At 42.6% G+C, this 21997-nt stretch carries 27 protein-coding genes; 24 read left to right on the forward strand and 3 right to left on the reverse strand.

From position 1 onward, the window contains the following. Positions 1 to 5 precede the first annotated feature (5 nt). From J2T50_RS01610 to pheT, 19 genes are all read left to right on the forward strand, one after another. Positions 6 to 1046, forward strand: coding sequence for a diacylglycerol kinase family lipid kinase (locus J2T50_RS01610; protein ID WP_253362981.1), 1041 nt, complete (start codon positions 6 to 8; stop codon positions 1044 to 1046). A 141-nt stretch (positions 1047 to 1187) separates the two neighbouring features. Beyond that, the gene (locus J2T50_RS01615; RefSeq protein WP_222348028.1) at positions 1188 to 1391 is read left to right on the forward strand and encodes a F0F1 ATP synthase subunit C; all 204 of its coding nucleotides are present in this window, start codon (positions 1188 to 1190) and stop codon (positions 1389 to 1391) included. A gap of 32 nt (positions 1392 to 1423) precedes the next feature. Beyond that, the gene (atpB, locus tag J2T50_RS01620) at positions 1424 to 2134 is read left to right on the forward strand and encodes a F0F1 ATP synthase subunit A (RefSeq protein WP_253362983.1); all 711 of its coding nucleotides are present in this window, start codon (positions 1424 to 1426) and stop codon (positions 2132 to 2134) included. A gap of 21 nt (positions 2135 to 2155) precedes the next feature. Then, on the forward strand, positions 2156 to 2659 hold the full coding sequence (atpF, locus tag J2T50_RS01625; protein ID WP_253362985.1) for a F0F1 ATP synthase subunit B: 504 nt from the start codon (positions 2156 to 2158) through the stop codon (positions 2657 to 2659). Continuing rightward, entirely contained in the window at positions 2659 to 3192 is a 534-nt protein-coding gene (locus J2T50_RS01630) for a F0F1 ATP synthase subunit delta (RefSeq protein ID WP_253362987.1), read from the forward strand. The genes atpF and J2T50_RS01630 overlap by 1 nt, the downstream gene beginning before the upstream one ends. A gap of 20 nt (positions 3193 to 3212) precedes the next feature. After that, the gene (atpA, locus tag J2T50_RS01635) at positions 3213 to 4718 is read left to right on the forward strand and encodes a F0F1 ATP synthase subunit alpha (protein ID WP_253362989.1); all 1506 of its coding nucleotides are present in this window, start codon (positions 3213 to 3215) and stop codon (positions 4716 to 4718) included. 13 nt (positions 4719 to 4731) lie between these two features. Beyond that, entirely contained in the window at positions 4732 to 5610 is an 879-nt protein-coding gene (locus tag J2T50_RS01640) for a F0F1 ATP synthase subunit gamma (RefSeq protein ID WP_253362991.1), read from the forward strand. 133 nt (positions 5611 to 5743) lie between these two features. Next, positions 5744 to 7150 carry a F0F1 ATP synthase subunit beta gene (atpD, locus tag J2T50_RS01645; RefSeq protein WP_253362993.1) on the forward strand — a complete coding sequence of 469 codons (1407 nt, stop codon included), beginning with the start codon at positions 5744 to 5746 and terminating at the stop codon, positions 7148 to 7150. A gap of 9 nt (positions 7151 to 7159) precedes the next feature. Then, on the forward strand, positions 7160 to 7576 hold the full coding sequence (locus J2T50_RS01650; protein WP_253362995.1) for a F0F1 ATP synthase subunit epsilon: 417 nt from the start codon (positions 7160 to 7162) through the stop codon (positions 7574 to 7576). An 81-nt stretch (positions 7577 to 7657) separates the two neighbouring features. Continuing rightward, positions 7658 to 7891 (forward strand): DUF1146 family protein, encoded by a 234-nt coding sequence (locus J2T50_RS01655; protein ID WP_253362997.1) that lies wholly within the window; start codon positions 7658 to 7660, stop codon positions 7889 to 7891. Between the two features lie 24 nt (positions 7892 to 7915). Then, complete coding sequence (gene murA, locus J2T50_RS01660) at positions 7916 to 9199, forward strand: UDP-N-acetylglucosamine 1-carboxyvinyltransferase (RefSeq protein ID WP_253362999.1); 1284 nt, start codon at positions 7916 to 7918, stop codon at positions 9197 to 9199. Then, positions 9192 to 9383 carry a DNA-directed RNA polymerase subunit beta gene (locus tag J2T50_RS01665; protein ID WP_253363001.1) on the forward strand — a complete coding sequence of 64 codons (192 nt, stop codon included), beginning with the start codon at positions 9192 to 9194 and terminating at the stop codon, positions 9381 to 9383. The genes murA and J2T50_RS01665 overlap by 8 nt, the downstream gene beginning before the upstream one ends. 33 nt (positions 9384 to 9416) lie before the next feature. After that, on the forward strand, positions 9417 to 10268 hold the full coding sequence (locus J2T50_RS01670; RefSeq protein WP_253363297.1) for a DNA/RNA non-specific endonuclease: 852 nt from the start codon (positions 9417 to 9419) through the stop codon (positions 10266 to 10268). A gap of 105 nt (positions 10269 to 10373) precedes the next feature. Continuing rightward, complete coding sequence (locus J2T50_RS01675) at positions 10374 to 10706, forward strand: TM2 domain-containing protein (protein ID WP_253363002.1); 333 nt, start codon at positions 10374 to 10376, stop codon at positions 10704 to 10706. Continuing rightward, complete coding sequence (locus J2T50_RS01680) at positions 10706 to 11017, forward strand: DUF2752 domain-containing protein (RefSeq protein ID WP_253363003.1); 312 nt, start codon at positions 10706 to 10708, stop codon at positions 11015 to 11017. Before J2T50_RS01675 ends, J2T50_RS01680 begins: the two co-directional genes overlap by 1 nt. Beyond that, entirely contained in the window at positions 11002 to 11508 is a 507-nt protein-coding gene (locus J2T50_RS01685; RefSeq protein WP_253363004.1) for a GNAT family N-acetyltransferase, read from the forward strand. The genes J2T50_RS01680 and J2T50_RS01685 overlap by 16 nt, the downstream gene beginning before the upstream one ends. A 240-nt stretch (positions 11509 to 11748) precedes the next feature. Next, positions 11749 to 12792 carry a phenylalanine--tRNA ligase subunit alpha gene (gene pheS, locus J2T50_RS01690; RefSeq protein ID WP_253363005.1) on the forward strand — a complete coding sequence of 348 codons (1044 nt, stop codon included), beginning with the start codon at positions 11749 to 11751 and terminating at the stop codon, positions 12790 to 12792. 32 nt (positions 12793 to 12824) lie between these two features. Further along, entirely contained in the window at positions 12825 to 13283 is a 459-nt protein-coding gene (locus J2T50_RS01695) for a GNAT family N-acetyltransferase (protein WP_253363006.1), read from the forward strand. A gap of 10 nt (positions 13284 to 13293) precedes the next feature. Next, the gene (pheT, locus tag J2T50_RS01700) at positions 13294 to 15693 is read left to right on the forward strand and encodes a phenylalanine--tRNA ligase subunit beta (RefSeq protein ID WP_253363007.1); all 2400 of its coding nucleotides are present in this window, start codon (positions 13294 to 13296) and stop codon (positions 15691 to 15693) included. 37 nt (positions 15694 to 15730) lie between these two features. Here pheT and J2T50_RS01705 read toward each other — a convergent pair whose 3' ends face one another. After that, positions 15731 to 16069, reverse strand: coding sequence for a hypothetical protein (locus J2T50_RS01705; RefSeq protein WP_253363009.1), 339 nt, complete (start codon positions 16067 to 16069; stop codon positions 15731 to 15733). 129 nt (positions 16070 to 16198) lie between these two features. Here J2T50_RS01705 and J2T50_RS01710 point away from each other — a divergent pair, with 129 nt between their 5' ends. Together J2T50_RS01710 and J2T50_RS01715 are read left to right on the forward strand one after the other, a co-directional pair. After that, positions 16199 to 16942, forward strand: a complete 744-nt coding sequence (locus J2T50_RS01710) for a polyphosphate polymerase domain-containing protein (RefSeq protein WP_253363011.1) — start codon at positions 16199 to 16201, stop codon at positions 16940 to 16942. Next, positions 16923 to 17606, forward strand: a complete 684-nt coding sequence (locus tag J2T50_RS01715) for a DUF4956 domain-containing protein (RefSeq protein WP_253363013.1) — start codon at positions 16923 to 16925, stop codon at positions 17604 to 17606. The genes J2T50_RS01710 and J2T50_RS01715 overlap by 20 nt, the downstream gene beginning before the upstream one ends. A gap of 33 nt (positions 17607 to 17639) precedes the next feature. On the opposite strand, the gene J2T50_RS01720 is transcribed toward J2T50_RS01715, so the two are convergent. Both J2T50_RS01720 and J2T50_RS01725 read right to left on the reverse strand, forming a co-directional pair. Then, entirely contained in the window at positions 17640 to 18788 is a 1149-nt protein-coding gene (locus J2T50_RS01720) for a cobalamin-independent methionine synthase II family protein (RefSeq protein WP_253363022.1), read from the reverse strand. A 133-nt stretch (positions 18789 to 18921) separates the two neighbouring features. Beyond that, positions 18922 to 19092 (reverse strand): DUF3042 family protein, encoded by a 171-nt coding sequence (locus tag J2T50_RS01725; RefSeq protein WP_253363025.1) that lies wholly within the window; start codon positions 19090 to 19092, stop codon positions 18922 to 18924. A 137-nt stretch (positions 19093 to 19229) separates the two neighbouring features. On the opposite strand from J2T50_RS01725, the gene miaA reads away from it, so the two are divergent. From miaA to J2T50_RS01740, 3 genes are read left to right on the forward strand one after another with little or no spacing between them, the layout of a single operon-like run. After that, positions 19230 to 20114 carry a tRNA (adenosine(37)-N6)-dimethylallyltransferase MiaA gene (miaA, locus tag J2T50_RS01730; RefSeq protein ID WP_253363027.1) on the forward strand — a complete coding sequence of 295 codons (885 nt, stop codon included), beginning with the start codon at positions 19230 to 19232 and terminating at the stop codon, positions 20112 to 20114. Next, positions 20107 to 21357, forward strand: a complete 1251-nt coding sequence (gene hflX, locus J2T50_RS01735) for a GTPase HflX (RefSeq protein ID WP_253363029.1) — start codon at positions 20107 to 20109, stop codon at positions 21355 to 21357. The genes miaA and hflX overlap by 8 nt, the downstream gene beginning before the upstream one ends. Then, positions 21341 to 21970 (forward strand): cystathionine beta-lyase, encoded by a 630-nt coding sequence (locus tag J2T50_RS01740; RefSeq protein WP_253363031.1) that lies wholly within the window; start codon positions 21341 to 21343, stop codon positions 21968 to 21970. Before hflX ends, J2T50_RS01740 begins: the two co-directional genes overlap by 17 nt. Positions 21971 to 21997: the final 27 nt, after the last annotated feature.

A 21997-nucleotide genomic window follows, 5' to 3' on the forward strand; every position in this document is an offset into this window, starting at 1 on the left:
GACACATGAAGCATAGAAAAAGAGCAAGATTGATTTATAATCCAACATCTGGTCAAGAAATCATGAAAAAAAATGTGGCGGAAGTTTTGGATATTCTAGAAGGATTTGGCTACGAAACCTCTGCCTTTCAGACGACGCCAGAAAAAGACTCGGCTAAAAATGAAGCGACACGTGCAGCCAAAGCGGGTTTTGACCTGATTATTGCTGCTGGTGGGGATGGCACCATCAACGAAGTGGTTAACGGGATTGCATCCTTGGAAAAACGACCGAAAATGGCTATTATTCCAACTGGGACAACCAATGACTACGCTCGTGCCTTGAAAGTTCCTCGAGGAAATCCAGTTGAAGCTGCCCGGATGATTGGAAAAAATCAGACCGTCTTGATGGATATCGGACATGCCAGAACTATGAAAAATCATCAGGCTTTTGAGAATTACTTCATCAACATCGCAGCAGCGGGAACTTTGACAGAATTGACCTATAGTGTGCCCAGCCAGTTGAAAACCATGTTTGGCTACCTCGCCTATGTAGTAAAGGGAGCAGAGCTCTTGCCTCGTGTACAATTTACTCCAGTTCGTATTACACATGACAAGGGTGTGTTTGAAGGGAAGACTTCAATGATTTTTGCGGCCTTGACCAATTCGATTGGAGGCTTTGAGCAAATTGTCCCAGATGCCAAGTTAGATGATGGACTATTTACCCTTATCATCGTGAAAACGGGCAATCTCTTTGAAATCTTACATCTGATTCGTTTGGTCTTAGACGGTGGGAAACACGTTGATAGTGATAAGATTGAGTATCTCAAAACCAAGAAGCTACAAATCGAATCTCTGGATGATCAGAATCGCTTAATGCTGAACTTGGATGGTGAGTATGGTGGAGATGCTCCAGTTGAACTCGTCAACCTACGGAACCATATCGAATTCTTTGCAGATACGGATAAGGTTTCAGACGAAGCAATCACCATTGACACAATGGATAAAAATATCGAAGATATGGCTCGACATTTTGTGGAAGAAATTTCGCAGCTTGAGGATACTATATAATAGGTAGAGAATGAAAAAAATCCTTTTATTCTCTTTCTTTTATGATTTACGTAAAACGCTTACATGCTCTAACTTTTCTTGACAAACGTCATTTTTAGGAGTATGCTAACTAGGTATTAAATTTTAAAGGAGAATTTCAAAATGGATTTGTCTGCATTGGCATTAGGTATGGCTACATTAGGCGTAAGTATCGGTGAAGGTTTGTTGGTTTCTGCATATTTGAACTCAACAGCTCGTCAACCAGAATTGCAAAGCAAATTACTGACAGGGGTATTCCTCGGAGTAGCCTTTATCGAAGGTACATTCTTTGTTACCTTGGGTATGACCTTCTTGTTCCGTGGCTAATAACGGATAGTTAAAAGAAGGGGGAAACTTCAATGGAAGAGAGTGTAAATCCTACCCTTGACCTTGGACCAGTAAGTTTTGATCTAACACTTGTGTTAGTATCAGCTGTTACGATTGTAACAATCTTTTTCTTGGTATTTTGGGCGAGTCGCAACATGCAACTCAAACCTAAGGGCAAGCAAAATGTGTTGGAATTCTTTTATGAATTGGCTATCAACTTCACGAAGGGAAATCTTGGTGAGACAGAAGCAAAACACTATAGCTTGTTCTTCTTTACCTTATTAACATTCCTCTTGGTTGCAAATAACCTGGGTCTGATGACAAAAATTGAGATCAACGGATACAATCTTTGGACATCACCAACAGCCAATATGGCTTATGACTTTGGTTTGGCATTTATGGCAGTGATTTTCTGTCATATTGAAGGAATTCGACGCCAGGGATTTCTTGGGTATTTGAAAGGTTTTGTAACGCCAGCCGCTATGACACCAATGAACATCTTAGAAGAGGTAACCAATACAGCTTCTTTGGCATTGCGTCTTTACGGTAATATTTTTGCAGGGGAAGTACTTGTTTCTCTCTTGTTGCAAATGGCGAATTATAAACCTTATGCTTATCCAATCGCCTTGTTGTTAAATATTATTTGGACAGCATTTTCTGCATTTATTTCTTGCTTGCAAGCATATGTGTATGTGATGTTGGTTTCCATGTATTTGGACAAGAAAATTTCAGGCGGGAATTAAGAGGAAAGGAAAAGATAATTCATGTTTACAGTATTGAATACAACAGCTGCTGTGCTTGGTAACTTTATCTTAGTAACTGCGTCATTCTTGATTCTGTTAGTGTTAATCCGTGGCTTTGCTTGGGATGCCATTACTGGAATCTTTGAAAAGCGTGCGGAAACAATCGCTAACGACTTGGATGGGGCAGCTGATAAAAATCAAGCAGCAGAAGAATTAGTGAAACAACGCGAAAAAGAATTAACAGAAGGCCGAGTTGAAGCAAAACGCATTGTAGAAGATGCGATTGAACGTGGGAAAATCGAGAAAAAACACTTGGTAGAACAAGCAAATCTTGAAGTGACGACGTTGAAAGAAAAAGCTCAATTGGAAATTGCTGCTGAGCAACGTGAAGCACAAGAAGCGCTCCGCGTACAAGTTGCTCAATTGGCAGTTGATTTGGCTGGGAAAATTATTCTTGAAGATCTCGGGGAGAAAGCACATAGCGATTTAATTGACCGTTATATTGATAAATTGGGAGACAAATAATGGCAGCAAGAGAAGATGCATTCGTGCAAAAAATTGCTCAGACATTTGTTGAACAGGTTTATGACCGAGAAGATATTTGGCACATTTATGATGAAGTAGAGCATATTCTTGACATCATTAAGGAAACTCATTTAGGTCGGATTTTGAATTCAGCCACCGTTTCTTTGGAAGATAAAGAAGAATTTTTACGGACTCTTCGTCAGTCAGAATATCGTTTTGTCAACGACTTGGTAGAAGCGGTCATTCAAAATGGCCAAGCTGGTTTGCTAAAAGAAATTCTGGAGACAGTTTTATTCAAAATTAGCAAACACAAAAATGCTTTCGACGCTGTCGTGACATCGGTTCAACCCTTGACGGATGAGCAGAAAGAACGCATTGCTACCTTGACGGAAAAACGTTTTGATATCCGGGTACGTAATGTCGTCGAACATATTGATCGAGAAATACTTGGTGGCTTCATTGTCAATATTAACCACCATGTTATTGACGCTAGTGTCCGTTCACAATTGAAAGACATTAGAAAGAAACTGTAGAAATAGAAAGTGGTGTTCTTTTGGTGATTAATGCACAAGAAATAAGCGCTTTACTAAAAAAACAAATTGAAGATTATCAGCCTGACTTCGATTATACCGAAACAGGCGTTGTAACCTATATTGGTGACGGGATTGCTCGTGCCCATGGTCTTGATAATGCCATGAGTGGTGAGCTTCTTGTCTTTGAAAATGGCACAATTGGGATGGCTCAAAACTTGGAGACATCAGATGTAGGGATTATCATCCTTGGCGAATTTACAGATATTCGGGAAGGTTCCATTGTTCGCCGTACTGGTAAAATCATGGAAGTACCTGTTGGTCCTGCCTTGATTGGTCGTGTTGTTGACCCGCTTGGACAGCCAGTTGATGGCTTGGGTGAAGTTCGGACTACCAAAACACGTCCGATTGAAGCACCTGCACCTGGTGTTATGCAACGGAAATCTGTTAACCAGCCTTTGCAAACAGGTTTGAAGGCGATTGATGCCTTGGTACCAATCGGTCGCGGTCAGCGTGAGTTGATTATCGGTGACCGTCAAACAGGTAAAACATCTGTGGCCATTGATGCGATTCTGAACCAAAAAGACCAAGATATGATCTGTATCTATGTGGCTATCGGTCAGAAAGAATCAACTGTCCGCACACAGGTTGAAACCTTGCGTCAATATGGTGCCTTGGATTATACCATCGTTGTAACAGCCTCAGCATCTCAACCTTCACCATTGCTCTTCTTGGCGCCATATGCAGGTGTTGCCATGGCCGAAGAGTTCATGTATGAAGGCAAACATGTCTTGATTGTTTATGATGATTTGTCAAAACAAGCGGTAGCCTACCGTGAATTATCTCTCTTGCTTCGTCGTCCACCAGGTCGTGAAGCCTACCCAGGGGATGTATTCTATCTTCATAGCCGTCTCTTGGAACGTTCTGCGAAAGTTTCAGATGAGTTGGGTGGTGGTTCCATCACAGCCTTGCCATTTATTGAAACACAAGCTGGAGATATTTCAGCCTACATTGCAACCAACGTTATCTCTATCACTGATGGACAAATCTTCTTGAAAGATGACTTGTTCAACTCAGGGATTCGTCCAGCCATTGATGCGGGTTCATCTGTATCTCGTGTAGGTGGAGCGGCGCAAATCAAGGCCATGAAGAAAGTTGCGGGTACACTTCGTATCGACTTGGCTTCCTTCCGTGAATTAGAAGCCTTTACACAATTTGGTTCAGATTTGGATGCAGCAACGCAAGCAAAATTGAACCGTGGACGTCGTACGGTAGAAGTACTTAAACAGCCACTTCACAAACCATTACCAGTTGAAAAACAAGTGTTGATTCTGTATGCTTTGACTCATGGCTTCCTTGACTCAGTACCATTAGCAGATGTATTATCATTTGAGCAAGAATTGTATGCTTACTTTGATATGCATCACAATGATTTATTGGATACAATTCGAGTGACAAAAGACTTGCCTGAAGAAAGTTTGTTGGATGTTGCTATCCAAGAATTCAAAGACCAGTCTATTTTCAAATAAGGGAGTGTGAGGAATGGCAGGTTCTCTAAACGAAATTAAAAATAAAATTGCATCGACAAAGAAAACCAGTCAAATCACAGGTGCTATGCAGATGGTTTCTGCAGCTAAATTAGCAAAATCTGAACAGGCGGCTAAGTCGTTTCAGATTTACGCTGACAAGGTACGGAATATCACAACAGATTTACTTCGTGCCGAATTGATGAAGGGTTCAACCAATCCCATGTTGATTCGCCGTGAGGAGATTAAGAAGACAGGCTATATCGTCATCACTTCTGATAGCGGACTGAAAGGTGCCTATAATTCAACGATTCTAAAAGCTGTGATGGGAATGATTGAACAGGATCACACAAGCAAGGATGAATTTGAAATTATTGCTATTGGTGGGATGGGAGCGGACTTCTTTAAAAATCGTGGCATGACTCCGATTTTTGAATTGCGTGGTATTGCTGACAATCCAAACTTTGAAGAAGTACAAAAAATCATCTACAAGTCTGTTGAGATGTACAAGAACGAGATTTTTGACGAGCTTTACGTGTGTTACAATCACCATGTCAATAGCTTGACTAGTCAAGTTCGTGTCCAACAGATGTTGCCGATTGAAGATTTGGACCACAATGAAGTAGACGGCTACACTGCCAGCTTTGAGTTGGAGCCAAGCCGTAGTGCGATTTTGGATCAATTATTACCACAGTATGCCGAGTCCATGATTTACGGTGCACTTCTTGATGCAAAAACAGCTGAAAGTGCGGCTGGTATGACAGCCATGCAAACAGCAACGGACAATGCAAAAAATGTTATTTCTGATTTAACCATTCAGTATAACCGAGCTCGTCAAGCAGCCATTACCCAAGAAATTACGGAAATTGTTGCGGGAGCTTCAGCATTAGATTAAAAAATGACAAGCTATCAAGAAAGCTAGATAGTTTAGTAGAAATTGAATTCGAGCTAAAAGTTTGAGAAGATGGAAGCCTAGCTTTGATCTTCAGTCGCTTTGGACGCTCTCATATCTTATGAAGGGAGAATAGATGAGTTCAGGCAAAATTACTCAGGTAGTTGGACCAGTCGTTGACGTTGCATTTGCAGCAGAAGACAAGTTACCTGAGATTAACAATGCACTTGTCGTTTACAAAAACGATGAATCAAAACAAAAAGTCGTTCTTGAAGTTGCCCTAGAACTTGGTGATGGTGTCGTACGAACTATCGCTATGGAATCAACGGATGGATTGACTCGTGGAATGGAAGTATTGGACACAGGTCGTCCTATCTCCGTTCCAGTGGGAAAAGAAACATTGGGTCGTGTATTCAACGTTTTAGGTGATACCATTGACTTGGAAGAGCCATTTGCTGAAGAAGCAGAGCGTCAACCAATTCATAAAAAAGCACCAACATTTGACGAATTGTCAACTTCAACTGAGATTTTGGAAACAGGTATCAAGGTTATCGACTTGCTTGCCCCTTATTTGAAAGGTGGTAAGGTTGGTCTTTTCGGTGGTGCCGGTGTTGGTAAAACCGTCTTGATTCAAGAATTGATTCATAATATCGCACAAGAACACGGTGGTATCTCTGTCTTTACCGGTGTTGGGGAACGTACTCGTGAAGGGAATGACCTTTACTGGGAAATGAAGGAATCAGGCGTTATTGAAAAAACAGCCATGGTATTTGGTCAGATGAATGAACCACCAGGAGCACGTATGCGTGTTGCCCTTACTGGTTTGACAATCGCTGAATATTTCCGTGATGTAGAAGGTCAAGACGTACTTCTCTTCATCGATAATATCTTCCGTTTCACCCAAGCAGGTTCTGAAGTATCAGCCCTTCTTGGACGGATGCCATCAGCTGTTGGTTACCAACCAACCTTGGCAACTGAAATGGGTCAATTGCAAGAACGGATTACCTCAACTAAAAAAGGTTCTGTTACCTCAATCCAAGCCATCTACGTGCCAGCCGATGACTATACTGACCCTGCGCCAGCAACAGCCTTCGCTCACTTGGATTCAACAACCAACTTGGAACGTAAGTTGACGCAGCTTGGTATTTATCCAGCGGTGGATCCTCTTGCTTCAAGCTCACGTGCCTTGGCACCAGAGATTGTTGGTGAGGAACACTATGCTGTTGCCATGGAAGTAAAACGCGTTCTTCAACGTTACCAAGAGTTGCAAGATATCATTGCTATCCTTGGTATGGATGAACTGTCTGATGATGAAAAGACTTTGGTTGGACGTGCACGTCGTATCCAATTCTTCTTGTCACAAAACTTCAACGTTGCGGAAACCTTTACGGGTCAACCAGGTTCATACGTACCAGTTGCGGAAACCATTCGTGGTTTCAAGGAAATCCTTGATGGTAAACACGATACCGTTCCAGAAGATGCCTTCCGTATGGTAGGCGGTATTGAGGATGTACTTGAAAAAGCTTCTAAGATGAAGTTTTAGAGGTGTGACATGGCTGAAATGACAGTACAAATTGTAACACCTGACGGTATCCGCTACGATCACCACGCTGCTTTCTTGCTTTGTAAGACGCAAGAAGGAGAGTTGGGGATTCTTCCGGGCCACATTAACATGGTTGCGGTATTGGCCATTGATGAAATTAAAGTTCGTCGGATTGATGATGAAAATCACGTTGACTGGATTGCAGTAAATGGTGGAATTTTAGAAGTTGCCAACGATATTGTTACCATCATTTCGGACTCAGCTGAACGAGCTCGTGATATTGATGTGAGTCGTGCCGAGCGGGCTAAATTGCGTGCCGAACGTGCGATGGAAGAAGCTCAAAAAGCTCAAAACATTGATATGGAACGTCGTGCAACAGTTGCCTTGCAACGTGCAATCAACCGTATCCGTGTCGGAAATAAATAATGAGGGAGAGACCAGAATACTGAGTCTCTTTTTCTGTATCAAAACGGGGCGACTTATCTGATTTTTTGGTATAATATTTTTATGATTGCAAATATTTTGAGATTACTGAGCCATTTGTTATTTATCTATCTGGCTCATGATTTGCTGACTAGCGTCGTAGATTGGTCAAAATTTCTACGGGGAACAGCAGAAAATAAAATGAAAATTCAGTTCCTGCTCTTGTTTGTAGCTATTGGTTTAGGTTATATGGTATCAACATTTTTCTTAGATTTGTTGGCCATTAGCCGTTCCTTGGCGTTAGCAGTGACCCAATAATAGATATGAAATGAGGAAGAAAGTTTGGATTTGATTATTGTAAAAGGTGGCGACAATCGCTTAGTTGGTGAAGTGAGGATTGAGGGGGCAAAAAATGCCGTCCTACCTCTTTTGGCAGCTACGATTTTAGCAGACCAAGGGCAGACTGTTTTGACAAATGTGCCAATCTTATCTGATGTCTTTACAATGAACAATGTGGTACGTGGTTTGGATATTGAAGTGGGTTTCGATGAGGCGGCAAATACAGTTCGTGTGGATGCAAGTGGGGAGATTGGCAGTAAAGCACCCTACAAGTATGTCAACCAGATGCGAGCTTCTATTGTTGTCTTAGGACCGATTTTGGCGCGTAATGGTCATGCCATTGTCTCTATGCCTGGTGGCTGTACCATTGGAAGTCGTCCGATTGATTTACATCTCAAGGGCTTGGAAGCTATGGGCGCGACGATTACACAAAAAGCTGGGAATATTGAAGCGCGTGCGGATAAGCTGAAAGGTGCGACCATTTACATGGATTTCCCAAGTGTCGGTGCGACGCAAAACTTGATGATGGCGGCAACCCTCGCTGAAGGAACGACTGTTATCGAAAATGCTGCGCGTGAGCCTGAGATTGTGGACTTGGCTATTTTGCTCAATAAAATGGGTGCACAAATAAAAGGTGCAGGTACGGAAACGCTGGTAATCAAGGGTGTTGACAAACTGCATGGTGCAGAACATCAAGTTGTACAAGACCGTATCGAAGCAGGCACCTTTATGGTGGCAGCTGCCATGACTGGTGGTAATGTCTTGGTCAAGGATGCTGTATGGGAGCACAACCGTCCGCTGATTTCGAAGATGCTGGAAATGGGTGTCTCTGTAACGGAGGAGGATGCAGGTATTCGCATCCAATCGGATGTGTCTCGTTTAAAACCTGTGATGGTTAAAACCCTGCCACACCCAGGTTTCCCTACAGATATGCAGGCTCAATTTACAGCTCTGATGGCTGTTGCTAAGGGCGAATCAACTATGATTGAAACGGTTTTTGAGAATCGTTTCCAGCACTTGGAAGAGATGCGTCGGATGGATGTGCATTCAGAAATTATGCGTGATACGGCCATTATTACAGGTGGCACTCCATTGCAGGGGGCAAAGGTTATGTCAACCGACCTTCGTGCTAGCGCAGCCTTGATCTTGACTGGTTTGGTAGCTGAGGGTGAAACTCTAGTTGGGAAATTAACGCACTTGGATCGTGGCTATTACAAGTTTCATGAGAAATTGGCTGCGTTGGGTGCAGATATCAAACGTGTAGACAGTGAGGAGTACGATGGATAAGGAAAACTTGACCTTTGTCGGAAAGCAACTTTTGTATATTTTAATCGTGGTCATTCTGGCGCTCATTCTCTTTGCAGCTGGTATGATGATTGGGTATGCAGTGATTGGTGACGGGAGTAATCCGTGGGCTATTTTACATATGGATAAATGGCAGGAAATTATTGGTAAATTTACAGGGAAGTAGTAGGGGAACCTACTTTTTTCCTTATGGAGTATGATGACAAATAAAAATAGAAAAAAACAATCGGCTAGTTGGATTAGTGTCGTAGTTGCTATCGTAGTGTTAGCTGGTTCATATTTGTACAAGGAAGCTGGAAGTAATCAGCAGGCAGGTACGGGGCAGGTGACCTACTTGGTCAATCAATCTAGCTCGCGTCAGTCCGTTCCCTCAGAAGAATTGGCGTCAAGCGTCTTACTAGATAGTGTGACAAAGCAAATCGGTTCTGATCTAGAGTGGAACAAGGCGGGGGCTTATATTGTCAATGGTAATAAAACTAATTTGAACGCTTCTGTAGCGAGTGCACCTTATGCGGAAAATAAAACTAAAGAAGTGGCAGGTGAGCAGCTACCAACAGTGGCCAATGCCCTGCTAACCAAGGCAACTCGTCAATATCGAGACAGAAATGCAACTGGAAATGGTTCGGATTCGTGGACACCTGTTGGATGGCACCAAGTTCATGATTTATCCGGAGAGTATGACCATGCTGTTGACCGAGGGCATCTACTGGGTTATGCGATTGCAGGTGGTCTAAAAACGTTTGATGCGTCGACTAGTAATCCAAAAAATGTGGCTACGCAGACAGCTTGGTCAAATCAAGCAGATGATCCCTATTCAACTGGTCAGAACTATTATGAAACATTGATTCGGCGAGCGCTTGATAACAACAAAAAGGTACGGTATCGTGTAACCTTGATTTATGCCAGTGACCGAGACTTGGTGGCTGTCGGACGGCAATTAGAAGCAAAATCATCTGATGGTAGCCTAGAATTTAACGTCTTTATTCCAAATGTCCAATCTGGTCTCAGTATCAACTATACCACTGGGGAAATACACGTCAACGATAAATGAAAATCGTCAGTAGATAGGTGCGAATTTTCTGAAAATGCATTGACAAAGGGAGAATGGCATATTATAATAAGGAAAACTTTATAGAAAAAGTTAAAGGAGATAATCATGAGTCAATTTTCAGATGCATTCATCGTTGCAAACGCAAAATATTTTCCAAACGATAAAATTCCGTTTATCAAAGAAAAATTGGACAATTTGCCAACAGAAAAACAATTGTTGATGAGTACAATTGATTATAAAGATCCGACGACAATGTTGATTATTTCTATCTTTGTTGGTTCGTTGGGCGTGGATCGCTTCATGCTCGGTGAAACTGGTTTGGGTGTTCTGAAGTTATTGACTGCTGGAGGATGTGGTATCTGGACAATTGTTGACTGGTTCCTCATTATAAACCGCACGAAAGAATTGAACTTTACTCGTTTAGCAATTCTTTTATAATGAAACATACGTTTTGGAGCCAACTGTATTTTTACCATAAAAAATATAGTTGGCTTTATCTAATTTTAATTGTGTTGGTGTATGCGGTCTATTATTTTCAACTGCCAACTCCTCTAAGCTTACTATTATCCCCTTTTGGCTTGCAGTCTTGGAGTGCGGGATTGACTCGGGCTAGTGTCAAATTGATGCAGTTGGATTTCGTGGGAGCCTATGACCAGAATCCCTTGATTTATCTAGTGGTCGTAGGGATAAATTTTCAGCTATTTGTTATGCCATTTTTAGAAAAAAAGGAAGTGTGTGGTGGAAAATGAAGTCAGAGGCCTATGTTGCTGAGCAGATCAGACTTCGTCCCTCTCTGGAGGGAGAAGATATTTTGTTTGCCCTGCCTTGGTATCAGGATAGGGAGCTGGTTTATATGGTTGATGGAGTGAAAGAGCCGTATTCCGTGGAGAAGCTGGTGCGCATGTATGGATATTTATCGCAACGTGAGAAACTTTATTTTATCGAAGTATGGGAAAATGATTCTTGGAAGACGATTGGTGATGTGACCTTGTCTCAGGAGGATTTACCGATAGTGATTGGAGACGCAGCTTATAGAGGTCGAGGTCTTGGCAAGCAAGTTCTGCAATTGGCGATTGAAGAGGCTAAAAGGATGGGCTGGACAAGTCTTGCTGTTCGTGAAATCTATGACTACAATCTAGCTTCGCAGAAGTGTTTTCAAGCAGTTGGTTTTGTCCCGGTTGGGAAAACAGAAAAGGGATGGAGCTACCAACTTCAACTAGTTGATTCTCTTGCCAAATAGCAGAAATTTTGCTAAAATGAAGAATAATTGAATAGGAGTCTGTGAGACTAGTAACCATGTGGAAATCTATCAGGGAATGCTGACCGTGACTGGAAGTCGGCTAGAGGAAAGTGTGGCGAATTCACTCATACAAGGACTTAGAATTAAGATTTACGCTTGTAAATGAAAAACGGATGGTACCGCGTGTCAACGCTCCGCTAGGGAGGGACACGTGTTTTTGTTTGCAAAAATGGAGGAAATATGGACTTACAAACACAATTAGAAGAGCTAAAAACATCCACATTGGCTCAGTTGAAGGAAATGACGGGCAACCACAGCAAGGAATTGCAAGACTTGCGTGTGGCTGTTTTGGGTAAAAAAGGTTCCTTGACAGATTTGCTCAAGGGACTGAAAGACTTGTCAAATGACTTAAAACCAGTTGTCGGAAAACAAGTCAATGAAGTGCGAGATATTTTGACTAGTGCTTTTGAAGAGCAGGTGAAAATTGTTGAGGCAGCAAAAATTCAAGCACAGCTGGAGTCGGAGTCTATCGATGTGACCTTGCCAGGCCGTGCGGTAAAAACTGGTTACCGTCATGTATTGACGCAGACCTCTGAAGAAATTGAAGATATCTTCTTGGGTATGGGCTTCCAGATTGTGGACGGCTTTGAAGTAGAAAAAGATTATTACAACTTTGAGAGGATGAATTTGCCAAAAGACCACCCGGCTCGTGATATGCAGGATACTTTCTACATTACAGAAGAGATTTTGATGCGTACACATACCAGTCCAGTTCAGGCTAGAACCATGGACCAGCACGATTTTTCAAAAGGTTCTTTGAAGATGATTTCCCCAGGACGTGTCTTCCGTCGTGATACGGACGATGCGACGCACTCGCACCAATTCCACCAGATTGAGGGCTTGGTTGTCGGTAAAAATGTTTCAATGGGTGACCTCAAAGGAACGCTTGAGATGATTATCAAGAAAATGTTTGGTGAAGAGCGTCAGATTCGTCTTCGTCCATCTTATTTCCCATTCACAGAGCCATCTGTTGAAGTGGACGTTTCTTGCTTCAAATGCGGTGGAGAAGGCTGTAATGTCTGCAAGAAGACTGGTTGGATTGAAATCTTGGGTGCCGGTATGGTTCACCCACGCGTGCTAGAAATGTCTGGTATTGATTCAACTCAGTATTCAGGTTTTGCCTTTGGTTTGGGTCAAGAACGGATTGCCATGCTTCGTTATGGTATCAATGATATTCGCGGCTTCTATCAAAGTGATGTTCGCTTCTCAGAACAGTTCAAGTAAGCTGTCTCTTGGGAGCTAGATAGGAAATAAAAATGGTAAAGACGATTGGAATTCGAAAAGCCTATGAGGCGGAATTTTCGCAAATTGTAGCTGAAATGCAGCAGTATTTGGCAGGGAAAGGTTTCTCTGAGAGTGACCCAAACACGTATATGGAGGCATTCTTCCACCTTCCAAAAGAGGCAGATGAAAATTTCACAGTCATCTTGTTGAATAATGAATTAGCGGGATGTATGCAGCTGTCTGATATGAATGATGCAACAGTAAAAATTGAGAATTTCTTTATTTTTAACCGCGTACAGGGTCAGGGTTTGGAGAAATTTTATCTAGAATTTGCGGTAGATGAAGCAAAGGAACTAGGGAAGAATATTTTATTGCTAGAGTTGCCATCACAGGATTCTCAATTGGTGCAGTTGGCTGCTTCAATGGGATTTGAAAAAGAGGCTGATAGAGAGTCCAATCGCGCTGTAATAGAATGGGTAAAGAGAGTATAAAGAGGAAAGTATGTTAGTATCTTATAAATGGTTAAAGCAATTAGTTGACTTTGATGCGACTAGCCATGACTTGTCGGAAAAAATGTCAACAACTGGTATTGAGGTGGAAGGCGTAGAACAAGTGAGTGCAGGTCTTTCAAAATTAGTAGTGGGAGAAGTGCTCTCGACAGAGCCAATTCCTGAAACTCATCTCAATATCTGTCAAGTAAATGTCGGTGAAGAAACCACACAAATCGTCTGCGGTGCACCAAATGTCAAGCCAGGTATCAAGGTCATTGTTGCCTTGCCAGGTGCACGTATTGCAGGAAACCATAAAATCAAAAAAGGAAAAATCCGTGGCGTAGAGTCACTAGGAATGATTTGTTCCTTGGCAGAAATCGGTGTTTCGGATTCGGTTGTACCGAAAGAGTATGCGGATGGAATTTACTACTTGCCAGAGGATGCAGTAGTAGGCGATTCTATCTTCCCATACTTGGATTTGGATGACGAGATTATTGAGTTGTCCATCACTCCAAACCGTGCGGACGCTTTGTCTATGCGTGGTGTGGCGCACGAAGTGGCGGCTATCTACGACAGCAAACCCCATTTTCCAAGCTATGAGTTGACAGAAGTGGAGAAAAAAGCCAGCGATGTCATTGAAGTAACCATTGATTCTGAGCGTGTAGCAACCTATCAGGCGCGTGTGGTGGAAAATGTCACGATCGCACCGAGTCCACAATGGTTGCAAAATCTTTTGATGAACTCAGGAATCCGTCCTATTAACAATGTAGTTGACGTGACAAACTATATCTTGCTCTACTTTGGTCAACCCATGCATGCTTTTGATTTGGACAAGTTTGAAGACAAGAAAATTGTAGCGCGTCAGGCCAAGTCAGCAGAAACCTTGGTGACTTTAGACGAAGTAGAGCGTGAATTGACAGAAGAAGATATTGTCATTACCGTTGCAGACAAACCAGTTGCCCTAGGTGGTGTTATGGGTGGTGCTTCTACGGAAATCGATGCGACGTCGACAAATGTTGTTCTGGAAGCAGCCCTCTTCAACGGAAAATCAATCCGTAAAACATCTGGTCGTCTCAACTTGCGTTCAGAATCTTCTTCACGATTTGAAAAAGGTATCAATGTGGCAGATTTGAGTGCAGCCCTGGATGCAGCAGCAGCAATGATTGCAGAATTAGCTGGTGGTCAAGTCTTGGCTGGTCGTGTGGTAGCCGGTCAAGTCGATACGGACGCACTTCCTGTGACAGCTCAAGTCGATTATGTCAACCGTTCATTGGGAACAGCCCTTACATACGCAGAAATCGCAGCTATTTTCCGTCGATTGGGAATGGAAATTTCAAGAGACGACACAGCCTTCACTGTTCAAGTACCACGTCGTCGTTGGGACATTACTATTCCCGCTGATTTGGTGGAAGAAATTGCTCGTATTTATGGCTATAATAATCTTCCAACAACCTTGCCACAAGAAGACGGTACTGCTGGTGAGTTGACACGTAGCCAACAACTTCGTCGTCAAGTGCGTAGTTTGGCTGAGGGAGCAGGATTGACTGAAATCATTTCCTATGCGCTGACTACTCCAGAAAAAGCAGTTGAATTCACACTTGAACCAACTCAAGTAACCGAGCTTATGTGGCCGATGACAGTAGACCGCTCTGCACTTCGTCAAAATATGGTGTCTGGTATGCTGGAAACAGTTGCATACAACGTTGCTCGTAAAAATAAAAACTTGGCTTTCTATGAAATCGGAAAAGTCTTTGAACAAACAGGCAATGCAAAAGAAGATCTGCCACAAGAAGTTAGCAAATTTGCCCTTGTCATGACAGGTTTGGTAGCGGAAAAAGACTTCCAAACACCAGCCGTGGCGGTTGATTTCTTCCATGCAAAAGGAATCGTGGAAAGCTTGTTAGCGAAGTATGGCTTGACTGCTGAATTCCGTGCGACAAGTCAGGTTGCAGCCTTGCACTCAGGACGCACAGCAGCCATCTACCTCGGTGAAGATTTACTTGGTTTTGTAGGACAAGTACACCCGCAGACAGCAAAAGACTATGCTATCCCAGAAACTTATGTGGCAGAGTTGAACATGGACTTGCTAGAAGCAGCCTTGCAGCCAACTCAACCATTTACTGAAATTAGCAAATTCCCAGCTGTTAGCCGTGACATTGCCCTCTTGGTTAAGGCAGAAATTCAACACCAAGACATCTTAGAAGCCATTGCTAAGGCAAATGTGAAACGCTTGACTGACATCACTCTCTTTGATGTCTACGCAGGTAGCAACATTGAGCCGGGGCACAAATCAATGGCCTACAGTTTGACCTTCCAAAATCCCGTCGATAGCTTGACGGATGAAGAAGTAACAGGCTACATGGCTAAAATCAGCAAATCTCTCCAAGAATTGGGAGCAGAAATTCGTTAAAATGAAAAAGGACCAAGGAATAAATCCTCGGTTCTTTTTATAATATAAAGTCTTCAACAATGATTTTTTCTTGTTCACCATATTTTTGAATGACTTCTTGGCTTAGCTCAGCATAGAGCGGGCGAAGCTGGTCAATTTTTTCTGGGGATTCTCCACCGATATAGTCAAACTTGCATTCAACAACCATGAATAATTCGTGGAAAAGGCTATTCATTTCTTGTAGACGGTCAATTAAGTCTGTATCGTTTTTCATAAATTCAGGAATAGTTTCTTTGGTAAGGAAGAAGCCATTGCGTTCTTTAACAGGGAAAGTTCCATATTCTAAGCAAAATTCGTAAACCATGAGGACCTCACTTTCTTGCTTACATTTTATCATATCTTCCTTGATTCGAGTAGCGACACAACTTATTTGCAATGATAATTAAGTTTTCTTTAACTTTTCTTTCAGTTTCATTTAATTTTCAGTCGGTACAATAAAACCATCATAAAAAAGCAGAGGTAAGACATGAAAACGCGAATTATTCAAAAACAATTTAAGCGAAAAGAGAGCAAGTATATCTTGAATAAGGTGGTTTGGGAGCGATTTTCTCAGGAGATGGCGGCTTATATGACCCAGGATGAGTTTGCAACCTCTACTATCACGAACATCTATTTTGATAATCAAGACTTTCAGATGATTCAAGATTCGATTGCCAAGAAAAATGGCCGAGAAAAGGTGCGGATGCGTCTCTATGCAGTCCATCCTGAAGCTAGCAGTCAAGCATTTTTGGAAATCAAGAAGAAAGAAAATAAAATCGGCTACAAGTTTCGTTTGACGTCCAATCCGATTTCGATTGGTCGTTACATTGAGAACGGGATTGTGGACTCGACCATTACAGACCAGACCGTTACGCAAGAATTGAGTCAGCTTCGTAAGCGCTATGGCCGCATTCAGCCCATGATGTATATCTATTATGATCGCGAGTCTTTCAAGGGGAAGACAGATAGTAAGATTCGCATTACCATTGACCAGCAACTTCTTTATCGCTGGACAGAAGTGGATGCTTTGGCTGGGAAGTTTGGACAACCCTTGCTTGATCCAAATAAGGTCATCATGGAAGTGAAGGTGCCAGGAGAAAGGCCTGAGTGGCTAGAGGAGTTGCTGACCAAGTACAAGATTGAGAAGCAATCCTTTTCAAAATACGGTCGAGCCTATCAGTTAGCCATGGCCGAGAAAGAGGGTGAAAGTCATGCAGACACTGTTATTTGATAGTTTATTTTCAACCAGTTCAACTAGTGTGACGGTAGGACAAATGGGCTTAACTTTTGCTACCAGTCTCCTGTTAGGCTTGCTTTTAGCAGCCGTCTACAAGTTTGGGGCCAGTTACAGTAAGGAATTTGTAGTGACCTTGATTTTTCTACCGAGTCTGATAGCCTTGATTATCTTTCTGGTCAATGGCAATCTAGGAACCAGTGTGGCAGTTGCGGGAGCATTTAGCCTGATTCGATTTCGTTCGGCTGCTGGTAGTGCGCGAGAGCTGCTTGCAGTCTTTATGGCGACAGCCATTGGTCTAGCAACGGGGATGGGCTATCTGACCTTGGCTGTGGCCTTTAGCTTGGTCTTAAGCCTATTGATCTTCATCATAGAACGCAGTAACTTTGTACAAGTTAATCAGGAAAGACGACATGTTTTACTTACCGTGGCGACGGATTTTGATTATGACCAATTTTTTGAAAAGCAGTTTTCTTCTACGGTGAAAAAAGCAGAGCTGGCTTCTTTACATTACAAACCGAAGAAAGACCGTCTGGTATTGGAGTATCTTTTGCAGGTAGACAGATCCGTGTCTGACAAGGAAATGATGGATACAATCTTACTGGCAGGTCCAAAAGATGTTGTGATTAGCCGTCAACTGCCTCGTAAGAAGACATTATAAAAATACTCCTCTTTGAATAGAGGAGTATTTAGCTTAGTTCCAGAATTTAGCTGCGATATCTTGACCTTGTTTGATTTTTGCCCATTGTTGTGGGATTGCCAATTCATTTCCTGAGTCACAAGATGCAAATCCGCATTGGTGTGATAGAAGGAGACGTTCTTTTGACAAGATTTGGCTAGCTTGCTCGAGGAGGTCAAGGACACGAGCTTCATCATCAAGGTCAGTAGTTTTTGATGAGAGAAGTCCAAGTACCACTTCAGCATCCTTGTCTTTCAAAGCTTCAAGAGCCTTGATGTCGCCAGAAGTATCGCTATCCCACTCAAGGAAGAAGCGATCGTAGTGTTGATCAGCCAAGAATTTTTTGGCGATGGCTTCATAGGTACCACCTGTTGCAGAACGGCTTTCGTAGTTACCACGGCAGTTGTGTGTCCAGACAGTGAGGCCGATAGAGTGTGCGTAGTCTACAACTTCATTGTTGATAGCGATAAATTCGTCAGCCAATCCAGCCAAGTCAGTACTTGATAGGCTAGCAAATGGAGTTAATGGATTTGTTTCATCAAACAACTCCCAAAGGCAGTCGTCAAATTGAACAATTTTTCCGCCGATTTCTTTGTACTCTGCCAAAAATTCTTTATAGGCATTGATCAGTCCTACTTTGAGTTCGTCATTTGTCTTATAAACTTGTCCTTCACCGGCAAGACCGTCAAAAATAGCCAATTCAGTATAGGCATGGGCAGGTCCCCAAATAGTTTGCTTGGTATCTTGGCCGTCAGCAGCTGCTACAACTTGCTTGTAAATATCGAGGAAGTGGTGATTTTTACCAGAAAGTGGAGCAGTGATACGAATGCCGATGTCTTTACGAGTTTCAAATGCACCTTCTTCATGGTCTTGGAAAGTATAGCCTTGCTCTGCAATATAACGCTCAACACCTCCTAATCCCCAAACAAAGTCGAGGTGCCACATAGAGCGACCAAATTCGCCATCAGTCAGGATATCAATCCCGTTTTCTTTTTGGTCAGCAACAGACTGTTTGATGTCAGCTGTTTCAGTTTCTTGGTAGCCTGGAAGCGCATCGTAGAATGGATATTGGATATCATCACGATGTTCAATTTCTGTCTTGTATTCACGAAGGTTTGCAGGACGCAAGAGTGAGCCAACTAATTGAAATTTTGATTTTGTCATAATATTATACCTCTTTACTTGATGAAACTATCATACACCAGTTGAATGCATTTGGAAAATAGTTAAAAATGGTCAATATATATAGTTATAAACTATATCACACGATACAAAAAAACAGCCCGCAGGCTGTTTTTTAGCGTGATACACGACGACGTGCAGCTTTTTTACGATTTTCTTCGATGAATGCTTCTTTCTTTTCTTCTGGTTCAATGATTGTTTTTTGAACTGCAAATGCTGCGCCAGCAAGAGCAGCTACAGATGCAACAACACCAGTGAAGAAACCTTTACCAAAACCTTTAGCCATAATGGAACCTCTTTTCTCTATAGTGATGAGTGCGACAAGCTCAAGTGTGCAAGTTTTAGCACGGTGTTTGGCATGCACCCAATGACTTATGTTATAATAATCTTAGCGAAAAACTTAGAAATTTTCAAGGAAAAAAGATGAAAACAAAGATAATTGTGGTCTTGGGACCAACTGCTGTGGGCAAGACTGCATTAGGGATTGATTTGGCTCAGCGCTTTAATGGGGAAATCATCAGCGGAGATAGCCAGCAAGTCTATCGTCAGCTGGATATTGGGACGGCTAAGGCTAGCCAGGAAGAACAGACAGCAGCAGTGCACCACTTGATTGATGTTCGGGAGGTGACGGACGGCTATTCGGCTTTTGATTTTGTACAAGAGGCCCAGGTTCTTATTGAAGAAATTGTATCGCGCGGGAAAGTGCCCATCATTGTAGGAGGGACTGGTCTTTACTTACAAAGCCTGCTTGAAGGTTATCACTTGGGTGGTGAGATTGATCAAGAAGCGGTTTTGGCTTATCGTGGTGAATTAGAAAAACTGGCTGATGAGGAATTGTTTCGATTGGTTGAAAAAGAAGGGCTTCTCATTGCTCAACTCAATCGCAGACGGGCTATCCGTGGTTTAGAATTGAAGAAATTTGGCAAAGATTTGGAAAATCGGGAACCTGCTTACGATGCGCTTGTAATAGGTTTGTCTGATGAACGTCAGGTCTTGTACGACCGCATCAACGAGCGTGTGGACAAGATGATGAAGGCAGGATTGTTAGCGGAGGCCAAGTGGCTCTATGAGGCCTACCCAGACTGCCAAGCAGCTAGAGGCATTGGTTACAAGGAGCTGTTTCCTTATTTTTCAAATCAGCAGTCACTGGAGGAAGTGACAGATACCCTCAAGCAGGCGACGCGTCGATTTGCCAAGCGGCAGCTAACATGGTTCCGAAATCGGATGAAGGTGGATTTTTACCACATCTCTGAGCCAGGAATGAAGGAGCAGATAATAGAAGATGTAGAGGCGTTTTTACATGATTGAAACGAAAAAAGAACAAGAACGTGCCTTGCTGGTTGGGGTGGAATTACAAACGACTGAAAATTTTGCCATGTCCATGGAAGAGCTGGCTAGCCTAACCAAAACGGCAGGGGCAGTTGTGGTGGATACCTATACTCAGAAACGTGAAAAATACGACAGTAAGACCTTTGTCGGTTCTGGAAAGCTGGAAGAAATTGCGGACATGGTGGAGGCAGAAGAAATCGACACGGTTATTGTCAACAACCGCTTGACGCCTCGGCAAAATACCAACTTGGAAATCATGCTTGGTGTCAAGGTCATTGACCGGATGCAGTTGATTTTGGATATTTTTGCCATGCGGGCGCGTAGTCACGAAGGAAAATTGCAAGTGCATTTGGCCCAACTCAAGTATATGCTGCCTCGGTTGGTAGGGCAAGGAATTATGCTCAGCCGTCAGGCTGGTGGAATCGGATCGCGTGGTCCAGGTGAAAGTCAGTTGGAACTCAATCGTCGAAGCATTCGCCATCAAATTCATGATATTGAACGGCAGTTAAAAGTGGTTGAAAAAAATCGCTCGACTGTACGTGAACGTCGCCTGCAGTCGGGTGTCTTTAAAATTGGATTGATTGGCTATACAAACGCTGGGAAGTCCACGATCATGAATGCCGTGACGGAGAAGACGCAGTATGAAGCGGATGAATTATTTGCGACCCTGGATGCGACAACCAAGCAAATCAGTTTATCAGATACCTTTCAGGTGACGCTGACGGACACGGTTGGCTTTATCCAAGATTTGCCGACGGAGCTGATTTCAGCCTTTAAGTCGACACTGGAAGAGTCTATGAATGTGGATTTATTGCTTCATGTGATTGATGCCAGTGATCCAAACCATTCAGAGCAGGAGCAGGTGGTCTTGGACATTCTGAAAGATTTGGATATGTTGGATATTCCTCGTTTGGCTGTTTATAATAAACTGGACAAGACGGGTGAGGACTTTACGCCTAGTCAATTTCCACACGTCATGATTTCTGCTAAGGATGAAAAAGCCAGAGCACACATTCAGATGATGGTCCTTGCTAAAATCAAAACCATGTTTGAGAGATTTGATTTGCGTGTGCCATTTGCCCAGTCTTATCGCCTGCATGACTTAGGAAAAATTGCGCTGATTGACAAGCGGGAGTATCAAGAGGATGTAGAAGTGATTTCAGGCTACATCTCGCCAGATAATAAATGGAAGTTGGAAGAATTTTATGACGGACTATCTTGATTTAGCGATGAAATATGGTGGTTTTACCAGTCTAGATAAGGTCTATCTGAAGAAAAAATTAGCTACACGAACAGACCAAGAAAAGCTAGATTTTATCACACCACCGCCGTCTGTTATCAATGCTTATTTTGCGGAACTCTATCAAAAGCAAACACCGAAAGCGGCGACAGATTATTATTTTGATTTGTCTGTCAAGCTTGGTTTGTTGCAGGACAGTCCATCATTTGCTGAGGAGAAGCCTTTTGTCCGCTTGAATTTGTCTGGTAAATCATTCGGCTTTGCCTACGTGTCTGACCAAGAAGTGGCTCAAGTGTTTGCTGAGGAAGATGATTCAGTGACCAGCCAACTGCTGTTTGAATTGGCACAAATCTTTCCGCAGTATGTAATTTTTGTAGAAAATGAAAAGATTTTCATGCAAGAATTGCTTGCCGGAGAGGATTTTCAAGTGGTGGCACAAGACCGATATCTCTTGACCGAAATTAGTCAGAATGCAGACTATGTCAAAATTTCAGGTTTTAACCAAGAAGAGGTGGAGCAAGCTAGCCAGAACTATCTTGGAAAAAAATATTACGCCTGGTCAGGTCGCTCAGCTATTCTTTATATCCTTATTTAATTTAGTGTCGAAAGTAAACGAATCAAC

Origin of the sequence: Streptococcus gallinaceus (assembly GCF_024170225.1) — a bacterium.
Lineage (GTDB): Bacteria > Bacillota > Bacilli > Lactobacillales > Streptococcaceae > Streptococcus > Streptococcus gallinaceus.

Coding starts and splice junctions, on each gene's coding strand:
- J2T50_RS01670 (WP_253363297.1), top strand. CDS start 9,417: ATGACAAATAAAAATAGAAAAAAACAATCGGCTAGTTGGATTAGTGTC.
- miaA (WP_253363027.1), top strand. CDS start 19,230: ATGAAAACAAAGATAATTGTGGTCTTGGGACCAACTGCTGTGGGCAAG.
- J2T50_RS01640 (WP_253362991.1), top strand. CDS start 4,732: ATGGCAGGTTCTCTAAACGAAATTAAAAATAAAATTGCATCGACAAAG.
- J2T50_RS01680 (WP_253363003.1), top strand. CDS start 10,706: ATGAAACATACGTTTTGGAGCCAACTGTATTTTTACCATAAAAAATAT.
- J2T50_RS01630 (WP_253362987.1), top strand. CDS start 2,659: ATGGCAGCAAGAGAAGATGCATTCGTGCAAAAAATTGCTCAGACATTT.
- J2T50_RS01695 (WP_253363006.1), top strand. CDS start 12,825: ATGGTAAAGACGATTGGAATTCGAAAAGCCTATGAGGCGGAATTTTCG.
- J2T50_RS01715 (WP_253363013.1), top strand. CDS start 16,923: ATGCAGACACTGTTATTTGATAGTTTATTTTCAACCAGTTCAACTAGT.
- atpF (WP_253362985.1), top strand. CDS start 2,156: ATGTTTACAGTATTGAATACAACAGCTGCTGTGCTTGGTAACTTTATC.
- J2T50_RS01655 (WP_253362997.1), top strand. CDS start 7,658: ATGATTGCAAATATTTTGAGATTACTGAGCCATTTGTTATTTATCTAT.
- pheT (WP_253363007.1), top strand. CDS start 13,294: ATGTTAGTATCTTATAAATGGTTAAAGCAATTAGTTGACTTTGATGCG.
- atpB (WP_253362983.1), top strand. CDS start 1,424: ATGGAAGAGAGTGTAAATCCTACCCTTGACCTTGGACCAGTAAGTTTT.
- hflX (WP_253363029.1), top strand. CDS start 20,107: ATGATTGAAACGAAAAAAGAACAAGAACGTGCCTTGCTGGTTGGGGTG.
- J2T50_RS01705 (WP_253363009.1), bottom strand. CDS start 16,069: ATGATAAAATGTAAGCAAGAAAGTGAGGTCCTCATGGTTTACGAATTT.
- J2T50_RS01740 (WP_253363031.1), top strand. CDS start 21,341: ATGACGGACTATCTTGATTTAGCGATGAAATATGGTGGTTTTACCAGT.
- J2T50_RS01710 (WP_253363011.1), top strand. CDS start 16,199: ATGAAAACGCGAATTATTCAAAAACAATTTAAGCGAAAAGAGAGCAAG.
- J2T50_RS01610 (WP_253362981.1), top strand. CDS start 6: ATGAAGCATAGAAAAAGAGCAAGATTGATTTATAATCCAACATCTGGT.
- J2T50_RS01725 (WP_253363025.1), bottom strand. CDS start 19,092: ATGGCTAAAGGTTTTGGTAAAGGTTTCTTCACTGGTGTTGTTGCATCT.
- pheS (WP_253363005.1), top strand. CDS start 11,749: ATGGACTTACAAACACAATTAGAAGAGCTAAAAACATCCACATTGGCT.
- J2T50_RS01650 (WP_253362995.1), top strand. CDS start 7,160: ATGGCTGAAATGACAGTACAAATTGTAACACCTGACGGTATCCGCTAC.
- J2T50_RS01675 (WP_253363002.1), top strand. CDS start 10,374: ATGAGTCAATTTTCAGATGCATTCATCGTTGCAAACGCAAAATATTTT.
- J2T50_RS01665 (WP_253363001.1), top strand. CDS start 9,192: ATGGATAAGGAAAACTTGACCTTTGTCGGAAAGCAACTTTTGTATATT.
- J2T50_RS01615 (WP_222348028.1), top strand. CDS start 1,188: ATGGATTTGTCTGCATTGGCATTAGGTATGGCTACATTAGGCGTAAGT.
- J2T50_RS01720 (WP_253363022.1), bottom strand. CDS start 18,788: ATGACAAAATCAAAATTTCAATTAGTTGGCTCACTCTTGCGTCCTGCA.
- atpD (WP_253362993.1), top strand. CDS start 5,744: ATGAGTTCAGGCAAAATTACTCAGGTAGTTGGACCAGTCGTTGACGTT.